Source organism: Stenotrophomonas sp. IS26, assembly GCF_054188265.1.
Genome location: NZ_JBSZJV010000011.1, coordinates 109,704 through 121,650, shown reverse-complemented (window position 1 = coordinate 121,650; position 11,947 = coordinate 109,704). Strand labels below are relative to the sequence as shown.

General features: G+C 67.9%; 11 protein-coding genes and 1 riboswitch. Of the genes, 8 read left to right on the top strand and 3 right to left on the bottom strand.

All coding sequences use genetic code 11. The annotated features are described in order from the left end of the window. Positions 1-49: 49 nt before the first annotated feature. Positions 50-901, top strand: coding sequence for a formyltetrahydrofolate deformylase (purU, locus tag ACW6W5_RS11675; protein ID WP_152152953.1), 852 nt, complete (start codon positions 50-52; stop codon positions 899-901). 203 nt (positions 902-1,104) lie between these two features. Here the strand turns inward: purU and ACW6W5_RS11670 are convergent, their stop codons facing one another. From ACW6W5_RS11670 to metE, 3 genes are all read right to left on the bottom strand, one after another. Further along, a complete protein-coding gene (locus tag ACW6W5_RS11670; protein WP_152152951.1) occupies positions 1,105-1,731 on the bottom strand; it encodes a nicotinamidase in 627 nt (208 codons plus the stop codon). Positions 1,732-1,783: 52 nt separating this feature from the next. Then, on the bottom strand, positions 1,784-2,473 hold the full coding sequence (locus ACW6W5_RS11665) for an epoxyqueuosine reductase QueH (protein ID WP_193222805.1): 690 nt from the start codon (positions 2,471-2,473) through the stop codon (positions 1,784-1,786). 70 nt (positions 2,474-2,543) lie between these two features. After that, on the bottom strand, positions 2,544-4,841 hold the full coding sequence (gene metE, locus ACW6W5_RS11660) for a 5-methyltetrahydropteroyltriglutamate--homocysteine S-methyltransferase (RefSeq protein WP_152152949.1): 2,298 nt from the start codon (positions 4,839-4,841) through the stop codon (positions 2,544-2,546). 214 nt (positions 4,842-5,055) lie between these two features. Then, positions 5,056-5,289: riboswitch (cobalamin riboswitch) on the bottom strand. Positions 5,290-5,392: 103 nt separating this feature from the next. Between metE and ACW6W5_RS11655 the strand changes: the two genes are divergently transcribed. From ACW6W5_RS11655 to ACW6W5_RS11625, 7 genes are all read left to right on the top strand, one after another. Next, the gene (locus ACW6W5_RS11655; protein WP_152152947.1) at positions 5,393-6,175 is read left to right on the top strand and encodes a hypothetical protein; all 783 of its coding nucleotides are present in this window, start codon (positions 5,393-5,395) and stop codon (positions 6,173-6,175) included. A 70-nt stretch (positions 6,176-6,245) separates the two neighbouring features. After that, positions 6,246-6,815 (top strand): sigma-70 family RNA polymerase sigma factor, encoded by a 570-nt coding sequence (locus tag ACW6W5_RS11650; protein ID WP_152152971.1) that lies wholly within the window; start codon positions 6,246-6,248, stop codon positions 6,813-6,815. After that, positions 6,812-7,597 (top strand): anti-sigma factor, encoded by a 786-nt coding sequence (locus tag ACW6W5_RS11645; protein ID WP_152152945.1) that lies wholly within the window; start codon positions 6,812-6,814, stop codon positions 7,595-7,597. Before ACW6W5_RS11650 ends, ACW6W5_RS11645 begins: the two co-directional genes overlap by 4 nt. Before the next feature lie 90 nt (positions 7,598-7,687). Beyond that, on the top strand, positions 7,688-8,647 hold the full coding sequence (locus tag ACW6W5_RS11640; protein ID WP_152152943.1) for an acyl-CoA desaturase: 960 nt from the start codon (positions 7,688-7,690) through the stop codon (positions 8,645-8,647). Between the two features lies 1 nt (position 8,648). Beyond that, positions 8,649-9,929 (top strand): NAD(P)/FAD-dependent oxidoreductase, encoded by a 1,281-nt coding sequence (locus tag ACW6W5_RS11635; protein WP_152152941.1) that lies wholly within the window; start codon positions 8,649-8,651, stop codon positions 9,927-9,929. Continuing rightward, positions 9,926-10,693: a DUF1365 domain-containing protein gene (locus ACW6W5_RS11630; protein WP_152152939.1), complete on the top strand. Its 768-nt coding sequence runs from the start codon at positions 9,926-9,928 to the stop codon at positions 10,691-10,693. Before ACW6W5_RS11635 ends, ACW6W5_RS11630 begins: the two co-directional genes overlap by 4 nt. Continuing rightward, on the top strand, positions 10,690-11,946 hold the full coding sequence (locus ACW6W5_RS11625; RefSeq protein ID WP_152152937.1) for an SAM-dependent methyltransferase: 1,257 nt from the start codon (positions 10,690-10,692) through the stop codon (positions 11,944-11,946). The genes ACW6W5_RS11630 and ACW6W5_RS11625 overlap by 4 nt, the downstream gene beginning before the upstream one ends. The last annotated feature ends 1 nt before the right edge of the window (position 11,947 follow it).

Genomic DNA, 11,947 nt, shown 5'->3' with positions numbered 1-11,947 from the left:
ATCTGAGAGCATCGTCCGCAGCCCGGCGGTGCTCGCTTACACTGGTCGGATGCGCCCCGATTCCATCCTCACCCTGTCATGCCCGGACCGTACCGGGATCGTCTACCGTGTGTCCGGCCTGCTGTTCGAGCTGGGCTGCAACATCCTCGATGCCCAGCAGTTCGGCGACGACGAGAGCGGCCGGTTCTTCCTGCGCGTGCATTTCGACCGTGCCGCCGAGCAGTCACTGGGCGACGTGGAAGCCCGCATGGCCACCCTGGCCGCCGAGTTCGGGATGGACTGGCAGCTGCATGACGCCCGCCGTCGTGCGCGCCTGCTGGTGTTGGTGAGCAAGCAGGGGCATTGCCTCAACGACCTGCTGTTCCGTGCGCACAGCCGGCAGCTGCAGGTGGATATCGCGGCGGTGGCCTCCAATCACGAGGACTTCGCTGCCCTGGCCGGCTCCTACGGCGTGCCGTTCCATCACCTGCCGGTCAACGCGGACAACCGCACCGTGCAGGAGCAGCAGATCATCGATCTGGTGGAGCGCGAGCAGATCGACCTGGTGGTGCTGGCGCGTTACATGCAGATTCTGTCGCCGCGCCTGTGCGAGGCGCTGGCCGGGCGCGCGATCAACATCCACCACAGCTTCCTGCCCAGCTTCAAAGGCGCACAGCCGTACCACCAGGCACACGCGCGCGGGGTCAAGATCATCGGCGCCACCGCGCACTATGTGACCCCGGATCTGGACGAAGGCCCGATCATCGAGCAGGACGTGGCGCGCGTGGATCACGCGATGACGCCACGCGATCTGGTGCGGCTGGGTAGCGATACCGAATCGCAGGTACTGGCGCGCGCGGTACGGCGGCATGTGGAGCACCGGATCCTGCGCAACGGGCATCGCACGGTCGTGTTCCGCTGACCGGTAGGTACCGACCGTTGGTGGGTACGACACTCCGGTAGTGCCGGCCGCTGGCCGGCTCATCGCACGACCCAAACGGTATCGGGAGCCGGCCAGCGGCCGGCACTACCAGCGCACGGCCGGCACCAGACGGTCGTTCTTTGATCCGGTAGGTACCGACCGTTGGTCGGTACGCCGTTCCGGCCGGCGCCTTGACTCGCCCGTCAGATCAGCGCGATTTTCGCCTTGGCCAACGCTTCGCGCACCATCCCATCATTGGCCTCGGTCACCGGCCGGGTCAGGTCCCAATGGAACTTCACCCGGAACCCGGACTTCACCGCATCCTGCGCGCTCCACAACACGCAGTAATCGCGCGCCAGACCGCACACGTGCACCTCGCGGATGCCGCGTTCGTGCAGCCACCCGGCCAGGCCGGTCGCCGGGCGGGTGCCGTCAGGACCATGGTTCTCGCGGAACGCGCTGTAGGAGTCCACCTGCTGGCGCGTGCCCTTGCGCAGGATCAGGTCGGCCAGGGTCCAGTCCACGCCCGGATGCAGCACGGCGCCGTCGCTGCCTTGTACGCAGTGGTCCGGCCACAGCGTCTGCGGCTGCGCGTGCAGCAGGATCGCCTCGAACGGGAGATGCCCCGGGTGCTGGCTGGCAAAGGAGGCGTGGTCGGCCGGGTGCCAGTCCTGGGTCGCCACCACGGTGCGGTAATGGCGCTCGGCGAGCACCGCGGCGATGCCCGGCACGATCGCATCGCCGTCCACGCAGGCCAGTGCGCCACCAGGCATGAAGTCCGGCTGCAGGTCGATCACGACCAACGCGACATCGGCGGGGTAACGGCTCATGGCGGCTTCACGGCTGTGGGGACGCCCAGTCTAGCCGACGCCCCCGCAACGGTCAGTCGGCGTCGCCCTGCTTCAAGGTGCCATCGCCGTAGTACAGCACGCCCAGCTTGATCCGCTCGCGGCCGGTCTGGCGACGGTGGCGGTTGGCGTCGCGCAGTGAGTACACGCAGCCGCAGTATTCCTGTTGGTAGAACTGCTCGCGCTTGCTGATCTCCACCATCCGCGCGGCACCGCCGCCCTTGCGCCAGTTGTAATCCCAGTACTGGATGCCCGGGTAGTGTGCGGCGGCGCGGTGGCCGCAGTCGTTGATCTGGTTCATGTCCTTCCAGCGCGAAATGCCCAGCGAGCTGCTGATCACCGCAAAGCCGTTCTCGTGCGCATACAACGCGGTGCGCACGAAGCGCATGTCGAAGCACATCGTGCAGCGGATGCCGCGCTCGGGCTCGTTCTCCATGCCGCGGGCGCGGGCGAACCAGTTGTCGGTGTCGTAGTCAGCGTCGACGAACGGCACGCCATGCTTCTCGGCGAAGCGGATGTTCTCCTGCTTGCGCAGTTCGTATTCCTTTACCGGGTGGATGTTGGGGTTGTAGAAGAAGATCGTGTAGTCGATGCCGGAGGCGGTGATCGCTTCCATCACCTCGCCCGAACACGGCGCGCAGCACGAGTGCAGCAGCAGCTTGGTTTGGCCGTCGGGCAGGGACAGGGTCGGGCGGTCGATCGGTGTCAGGTCATGCGGGTTCATGCGTTTCTCGTCGACCCCACCGCCGGCAACGGCGGCGATGGGGTCCTTGGGGCGGTCTACAAGGGTCGGATCAGGCGGCGTTGGCGTCCGCGGTTTCCTCGCGCAGCTCACGCGCAGCGGCCACCAGAGCTTCCAGCGCGGCCCGGGTTTCCGGCCAGCCACGGGTCTTCAGGCCGCAATCCGGGTTGACCCAGATCTGCTCCGGGCGCAGTACTTCGGCGGCCTTGCGCAGCAGTGCCAGCATCTCGGCCTTGTCCGGCACGCGCGGGGAGTGGATGTCGTACACGCCCGGGCCGATCTCGTTGGGGTACTGGAAGCGCACGAAGGCATCCAGCAGCTCCATGCGTGAGCGGGAGGTCTCGATCGAGATCACGTCCGCGTCCATCGCAGCCACCGAGTGGATGATGTCGTTGAACTCGGAATAGCACATGTGGGTGTGGATCTGGGTCGCATCGCGCACGCCGCTGGCACTGATCCGGAAGGCTTCGACTGCCCAGTCCAGGTACTCGCGCCACTGTGCGCGGCGCAGCGGCAGGCCTTCGCGGATCGCCGGCTCGTCGATCTGGATCACGCCGATCCCGGCCGCTTCCAGGTCGGTCACTTCATCGCGCAGGGCCAGTGCGATCTGGCGACAGGTGTCCGCGCGGGACTGGTCGTCGCGTACAAATGACCACTGCAGCACCGTCACCGGGCCGGTCAGCATGCCCTTCATCGGCCGCTGGGTGAGCGACTGCGCGTACTGCGACCAGCGCACCGTCATCGGCTGAGGGCGGGTCACATCGCCGAAGATCACCGGCGGCTTCACGCAGCGCGAGCCGTAGCTCTGCACCCAGCCATTCCTGGTGAAGGCAAAGCCATCGAGCTGCTCGCCGAAGTACTCGACCATGTCGTTGCGCTCGAACTCGCCGTGCACCAGCACGTCCAGCCCGATCTGCTCCTGCACGCGCACGCAGTGCTCGGTCTGGGTGGCCAGGAACGCATCGTAGTCCGCATCGGAGAGCTTGCCGGCCTTGTTGCGGGCACGCGCCTCACGCACCTCCAGCGTCTGCGGGAACGAACCGATCGTGGTGGTCGGGAAGCGCGGCAGCTTCAGCGCGGCGGCCTGGGCCAGGTGGCGTTGCGGGTAGCGGCTGTGGCGCTGTGCATCGGCCGGGGTCAGCGAGGAAAGGCGCGCGGCGACGGCCGTGTTGTGCACGCGCGGCGAACGACGGCGCGATTCGATGCACGCACGCGAATGAGCCAGCGGTGCTTCGGCACGCGCCGGTGCATCGATCGCGTCGGCCAGTACGCGCAGCTCGCCGAGCTTCTGCCGGGAGAACGCCAGCCAGCTGCGCAGTTCGTCATCGAGCTTCTTTTCGTGGTCCAGATCGACCGGGGTATGCAGCAGCGAACACGACGGCGCCAGCCACAGCGCATCGCTGCCGACATGGCCGTGCGCGTAGCGCGCCAGCACCAGCGCGTTGTCCAGGTGGGTGCGCCAGATGTTGCGGCCGTTGACCAGCCCGGCCGACAGCACGCGACCGGCCGGCAGCGCCTTGATCACCGCATCGAGCTGTTCCGGCGCACGGACCAGATCCACATGCAGGCCATCGATCGGCAGCGAGGCGGCCAGCGCGAGGTTGTCCTCCAGCGCACCAAAGTACGTCGCCACCAGCACCTTGGGGCGGGCAGCCTGGGCCAGTACCGCGTAGGCATGCTCGTAGGCAGCACGTGTGGCCTCGTCCAGGTCCTGCACCAGCAGCGGCTCATCCAGCTGCACCCACGCCGCGCCGGCCGCCTTGAGCTCGCCCAGCAGCTGCACATACACCGGCAGCAGTGCATCCAGCAGGTCCAGTGCGTTGCTGCCGTCGGTGGTCTTGGACAAACGCAGGAAGGTCACCGGGCCGATCAGCACCGGACGGGTCTCGATCCCCAGCGCCTTGGCCTGGCGGTACTCGGCCAGCGGCTTGTCGCCGCGTACCGTGAAGGTCTGGCCGGCGTGCAGTTCGGGCACCAGGTAGTGGTAGTTGGTATCGAACCACTTGGTCATTTCCAGCGCATGCAGGTCGATGCCATCGCGCTGCAGGCCACGCGCCATCGCGAAATAGCCGCTCAGCGGCTCGGCATCGGCGAGCGCGCGGTAGCGGGTCGGGATCGCATCGAACAGGAAGGCCGCATCCAGCACCTGGTCATACAGGCTGAAATCGTTGCTCGGCGGCACATCCACGCCGGCCTCGCGCTGCAGCTGCCAGTGGCGTTCACGCAGCTCGGCCGCGGTGTCCTGCAGCGACGCGGCGGTGCTCTCGCCGGACCAGAAGGCTTCGAGCGCGCGCTTGAGTTCGCGCTTGGCACCGATGCGTGGAAAACCCAGGGTGGTAACAGTGGTCATTGGAACGTGTCCTCATTGCGTAGGGGCATTGAGGAACGAAGGAACCGCGCGCCGTCCGGGGCCTTGCAGCCCCTTCCGCCCCGCCAGCGACCTTCGCCCCCGCGGGCGAACCGGATGCCGTGAAGCGGACGCACGGGGGCAGCGCCATGCAGGCGGCATGGCGGCAGGCCCCGGCAACCTCCCCGCGGACGTTCCAGGTCGAATCGGAGGACGGTCATGTCCTCCGGCCGGGGCCGGTATTCGGGCTGATGGACACGGGCGCGGGCGCCCACCTAGTACCTGCCGCTTCCCAGGCGCGAAGGCCCAGTGCTGTTGGCAGGAGTCGTTTCCATTCACCGCTGCGGGGCAGCTCCGGAATGGGCGCACGAGGCGCCTTCACCGGATTCCCGTTTAAATCCATCCCTTCATCTGCATGAAGCGATGGATACCTTCGGCGAGCACAAGGTAGGCCGAAGGCGAGCGATGGTCAAGTCGTCTGCCCGATTCACCCCACTGCATCCAAACCACCGTCAACTGCGTATCTCCCTGCAAGCCCGCCCGTTTGGACCCCCATGCGCCAGCCCTTGCCCTGCCTGATCCTGCTGCTGTCGGTGATCGCCGCCCCCGCGAGTGCCGCCGCGCAGACCGTGCAGCGCCAGGAAGGCCGCGCGTACGCCACCGCCGATGGGCGCCTGCTCTACCGCGAGACCCATTGGCTGCAGGGGCCGGCAAGCGCACAGTCGCGGCTGGTGCTGTACCGCTGCAGCGATGGGCGCCCGTTTGCGCGCAAGTGGATGACCCCGCAGGGCAGCCCGCAGACGCCTGATTTCACCTTGGACGATGGCCGCGATGGGTATCAGGAAGGCGTGCGCGGCGGTGCCGCTACCCGCCAGGTATCGGTCCGTGCCAGCGCGCAGGCACCGACATTCAGCCGCGCCATCGCGGTTCCGCCGGGCGCGGTGGTGGATGCCGGTTTCGACGCGGCGGTGCGCAGCCATTGGGCGGCGTTGCAGGCGGGGCAGAGCGTGGCGTTCCAGTTCCTGCTGCCCAGCCGTCAGCGCCTGGTGCCGCTGAAAGTGCAACGCACGGGTGCGGTGACCTGGCAGGGTCAACCGGCCGAGCAGCTGCAGATGAAGCTCGATGCGTGGTTCGGTTTCGCGGTGCCCCCGGTCACCCTGGTCTATGCCACCGCGGACCAGCGGCTGCTGCAGTTCACCGGCACCGGCAACGTCCGCGATGAGAAGGGCAAGTACCCGCAGGTGCGGGTCGAGTTTCCGGCGGCTCCCGTTGCCACGCCTGCGGCAGAGTTGTCCGCCGCGCGTACGCAGCCGCTGGTGAAGACATGCGGTGCCTGAGCGCCCCCTTGCAGCCAGCCTCGCAAGCAAGGACGATGCCGATACGCCCGTTATCGACATTGAGCCTGCGATGCCCGAGCTGGACGCTGCCGCCACCGCCGCATCCCACCGTCTGGACGAGTTGCTCGCCCGGGTCGCCGGCGGCGATCGCCAGGCCTTCGAATCGGTCTATCAGCTGGCCTCTGGCCGCCTGTTCGCGATCTGCCTGCACGTGCTGCGCGACCGCGGGGATGCCGAAGAGGTACTGCAGGACGTGTTCACCACGGTCTGGAACAAGGCGGCGCAGTTCGACCGCGCCAAGGCGGCGGCCATGACCTGGCTGTCGATGCTGGCGCGCAACCGCTCGATCGACCGCCTGCGCGCCGCGCCGCCGCGCGCGCTGGATGATCTGTCGGTGGCGGAGGAGATTCCCGATCTCGCGCCGCAGCCTGCCCAGGCTGCCGAACAGGCCTCCAACCACGAGCGCCTGCAGGCGTGCCTGGAAACCTTGGAACCGCGCCGGCGATCCTTGATCCGGCTGGCCTTCCTCGATGGCGCGAGCTATGAAGAATTGGCGCGCCGCATCGGTTCGCCGCTGGGCTCGGTGAAGAGCTGGGTCCGCCGCGGGCTGGGTCAACTGCGGGTGTGCCTGGAACGATGAACGTTCGCGACCTCCACGATCTGCAAGACGACGGCGAGCCGCCGAACGCCGACATCCTGGCCGGCGAATACGTGCTGGGCGTACTCGATGCCGCCCAGCGTGCCGAGGTCGAACGCCGCATCGCCAGCGATCCCGGCTTCGCGCGATTGGTGGCCCAGTGGGAGAACCGCCTTGCGCCCCTGCTCGAGTCGCTCGGTACCGAAGCGGTGCCCGCGCATCTGTGGCCGCGCATCCGCACCTCGCTCGGCTGGACAGCCGCAACGGCCGCCTCGCCTCGGGTGTGGCAGCGCACCGGTTTCTGGCAGGGCATGACCGCGCTGGCTGCTGCGCTGGCACTGGTCGCGGTGTTCAGCCGCCGCGATCTGGAGCCGACCGCACCTTCGCCCTCGCCGGTGGCGGTAACGCCGACCCCGCCGACGACACCGGCCGAGCCGGAGCAGGCCACCAAGCCGGTCACGCCGCTGTTGCACGACGATGGCACGCCGGGCTGGCTGGCCTCGGTCGACAAGGCCCAGGGCAAGGTGCTGATGGTGCCGGTCCCGGCCGCGGCCGATGCGGCCGGCCGTGCCCCCGAGCTGTGGCTGATCCCGGCCGGCGCCGCCCCGCGTTCGCTGGGCCTGGTCTCCATCGACCGCGCGCATACTGTCGCCGTGCCGGACACGCTGCGTGATGCACTTGTGAACGGCTCGGTGTTGGCGATCACACTGGAACCGTCGACCGGTGCGCCGCAAGGCATTCCGACCGGCCCGATCATCGCCAAGGGCGACATCGCCAACCTGTAATCGCACGGAGTCGCGGTTTTTTTCCGGATCCGTGCATCCAAACGCCGTGCCCTGTCGTATCTCCTGATAACGCCTCAGGAGAAGCGAGTCATGTCGGTCAGCCCCACCCCCGACGCAGGACGCACCGCACAGCGACGCCGCTGGGCCACGCTGTGGCGTTGGTTCGATACCAGCACGGATGCGGCTGCCGCGACCGGCCAGCCACAGCGCGTGGACTGGGTGCGGGCCATCCCGTTCGCGGCGATGCACTTGGCCTGCCTGGCGGTGATCTGGGTGGGCGTGTCGTGGGTCGCGGTCGGCGTGGCGGTCGCGCTGTACGCGGTGCGCATGTTTGCGATCACGGCCTTCTACCACCGCTACTTCTCCCATCGCACCTTCCAGACGTCGCGGGTCGTGCAGTTCATCTTCGCGCTGATCGGCGCTTCCAGCGTGCAGCGCGGCCCGTTGTGGTGGGCGGCGCATCATCGCAATCACCATCGTCATACCGATACTGCCGCCGATCCACATTCGCCCTCGGTGCATGGCTTCTGGTGGAGCCACATGGGTTGGTTCCTGACGGTCGAAGGCTTCCGCACCGACTGGTCGCGCATCCCAGATCTGGCCAAGTACCCGGAGCTGCGCTGGCTGGACCGCTTCGACACGCTGGTGCCGATCGCGCTGGCCGCGGCACTGTTTGGCCTGGGTGCGCTGCTGGAGCGTATCGCGCCGTCGTGGGGCACCAGCGGTGGGCAGATGCTGGTGTGGGGCTTCTTCATTTCCACCGTGGTGCTGTTCCACGCCACGGTGACGATCAACTCGCTGGCGCACCGCTTCGGCCGCCAGCGTTTCAACACCGGTGACGACAGCCGCAACAACCTGTGGCTCGCGCTGCTGACCTTCGGCGAAGGGTGGCACAACAACCACCACTTCTTCCCGGGCACCGCGCGTCAGGGCTTCTACTGGTGGGAAGTGGATGTCACCTGGTATGGCCTGCGTGCGATGGCCGCGCTCGGGCTGGTGCGTGATCTCAAACCCGTGCCGGCCTGGGTGCTGGCCAAGGCGGAGCACTGACATGCGTATCGCCGTGATCGGATCGGGTATCGCCGGCCTCTCCAGTGCGTGGTGGCTGAGCCAGCAGCATGAAGTGACGCTGTTCGAAGCCAATGACTACCTCGGGGGTCACACGCATACGCATGAGGTGGAGGTCGATGGGCGCACGCAGGCGGTGGACACCGGCTTCATCGTGTTCAACCCTGCCCACTACCCGCTGCTGACCGGCCTGTTCGACGAGCTGGGGGTGGCTTCGCAGCCGACCACGATGAGCTTTTCGGTGCACAGCGAGCGCAGCGGGCTGGAGTACAACGCGACCTCGCTGGACACCCTGTTCTGCCAGCGCCGAAATCTGGTGTCGCCGCGCTTCTGGGGCATGCTGCGGGACCTGCGCCGGTTCTACCGCGAGGCGCCGGCGCTGCTCGAGCGCGACGATGAAGGCCCCTCGCTGGGCGAATTCCTGGACAAGGGCCGTTACGGCCGCACCTTCATCGACGAGCATCTGCTGCCGATGGCCTCGGCGCTGTGGTCGTCGCCGACGGCCAGCCTGGCCGCCTTCCCGGCGCGCTACCTCGTGCAGTTCATGGCCAATCACCAGATGCTGCAGATGACCGGGCGCGCGCCGTGGCGGGTGGTGCAGGGCGGCTCGGCCAGGTACGTCGATGCACTGCGCAAGCGCTGGCAGGTGCGTGAGCGCCTGGAGTGCCCGGTGTTCGGCGTGGAGCGGCATGAGCATGGCGTGCGCGTACACAGCGCTGCCGGCCTGGAGGGCTTCGACCAGCTGGTGCTGGCCTGTCACAGCGACCAGGCGCTGGCCTTGCTGTCCGATGCCGACCTCACCGAGCGCGCGGTGCTGGGCGCGATCCGCTACCAGCCCAACGAGGTGGTGCTGCATACCGATGCCAGCCTGCTGCCGCGTGACCGCAAGGCCTGGGCCGCCTGGAATGCGCATGTGCCGCGCGACCCGCTCGCACCGTGCACGGTCAGCTACTGCATGAACCTGCTGCAGGGCATCGACACGCCTACGCCGTTGGTGGTTACGCTCAACCGCAGCGCTGCGATCGATCCGTCCACCGTGCTGCGCCGCCTGCAGTACGCCCACCCCGTGCATGACCACGCGATGGTGCGGGCCCAGCAGCGTTGGGCCGAGATCCAGGGCCACCGCCGCACCTGGTTCGCCGGTGCGTACTGGGGCTGGGGCTTCCACGAGGATGGCATCCGCAGTGCACGGCGCGTGGTCGACGCGTTACAGGCGCTGGATGCGGAGTCGTACTGGCCGCTGGCCGAGGCGCTACCGGCATGAACGCCAGTGCGATCTACCGCGGCTGGATGCGCCATCGGCGACACGCGCCGCACGCGCACGCGTTCCGCTACCCGATCGCGCAGCTGCTGCTGGACCTGGACGAACTGCCGCGCCTGTTCGAGCGGCGCTGGCTGTGGTCGGTGGGCCGTCGCAACGTGGTCGAGTTCCGCCGCAGCGACTATCTCGGCGCGCCGGATCAACCGCTGGCCGATGCCGTGCGCGCACGCATCACCGAGGCCTTGGGCCGCGCGCCCGCCGGGCCGATCCGCCTGCTGACGCATCCGCGTTATGCCGGCCATGTCTTCAACCCCGTGAGCTTCTATTACTGCTACGCCGCCGATGGCACCACGCTGGACAGCATCGTGGCGGAGATCACCAACACGCCCTGGAAGGAGCGCCACGCCTACGTGCTGCCGGTGGCCCAGGCCGATGCCCAGGGCCGCGCGCTGTGCTGGTCCTTCGACAAGCAGTTCCACGTTTCTCCCTTCATGCAGATGGACTGCGAGTACCGCTGGCGCTTCACCGCGCCGGGCGATGACCTGCACGTGCACATGCAGGTGTGGCGCGAGGGCGTGTGCCAGTTCGATGCCGACCTGGTGATGCAGCGCCATCCGCTCACCGGTCGTGGCCTGGCCGGCGTGCTGCTGCGTTACCCGCTGATGACCCTCAAGGTCGTTGCCGCGATCCACTGGCAGGCGCTGCGCCTGTGGCTCAAGCGCAACCCCGTTCACGACCATCCTTCTCTTGCTGGAAAATCCCCATGAACGACATGACACGCGCGGTGGCCGTGCCGCAACCGTCCGCCCTTGAAGGGTTCCTGCGCGGGCGCCTGCTGGCGCAGCTGGCACCGCTGCGCGGCGGGCAGCTGCGGCTGCGCGATGCCGTGGGCGATGTGGTGATCGGCGATCCGGACGCCACGCCCCAGGTGACGGTCTGGGTGGACGATCCCGGTTTCTACCGCGCGGTGGCCGCGCAGGGCAGCGTGGGTGCAGGCGAGGCCTACATCCGCGGCGACTGGCGCTGCGATGACCTGGTCGCGCTGGTCCAGCTGCTGGTGCGCAACCGGGATCTGCTCGATGGCATGGAGGGTGGCCCGGCGCGCATCGGCGGCTGGCTGCTGAAAGGCTGGAACCGGCTGCGCCGCAACACGCGCGAAGGCAGCCGCCGCAACATCGCCGCGCACTATGACCTTGGCAATCCGTTCTTCTCGCTGTTCCTGTCGCCGGACCTGATGTATTCCTCGGCGCTGTATGCCCGCCCGGACGACACGCTGAAGGCTGCGTCCGAGCGCAAGCTGGCCCGCATCTGCGAGCAGCTGCAGCTCACTGCGGCCGATCGCGTGGTCGAGATCGGCACCGGCTGGGGCGGCTTCGCGCTGTACGCGGCCCGCCATATCGGCTGCCACGTCACCACCACCACCATCTCGGTGGAGCAGTACACGCTGGCCAAGCAGCGGGTGGAGGCGGCCGGGCTGCAGGACAAGGTCACCCTGCTGCTCAAGGATTACCGCGATCTGGACGGCCAGTACGACAAGCTGGTGTCCATCGAGATGATCGAGGCGATCGGCGCGCAGTACCTGGACACCTACTTCGCCACGCTGACCCGCCTGCTCAAGGATGACGGCCTGGCGCTGCTGCAGGCCATCACCATCGAAGACCAGCGTTACGAGCAGGCGCGGCGAAGCGTCGATTACATCAAGCGCTTCGTGTTCCCCGGCAGCTTCATCCCCTCGATCAACGCCATCGTCGCCGCCAAGACCCGCAGCAGCGATCTGCAGCTGATCGGCCAGCATGATTTCGGCCCGTCCTATGCCCTCACCCTCCGCGCGTGGCGCCAGCGCTTCCTGGCCCAGCTGCCGGCGGTGCGTGCACAGGGCTTCGATGCGGGCTTCATCCGCATGTGGGAGTTCTACCTGGCCTACTGCGAAGGTGGCTTCCGGGAGCGCTCCATCGGTGTCTCGCACCTGCTGATGGCGCGTCCGGGCTACCGGCCCGCATTGATAGCGGGGGAGGCCTGAG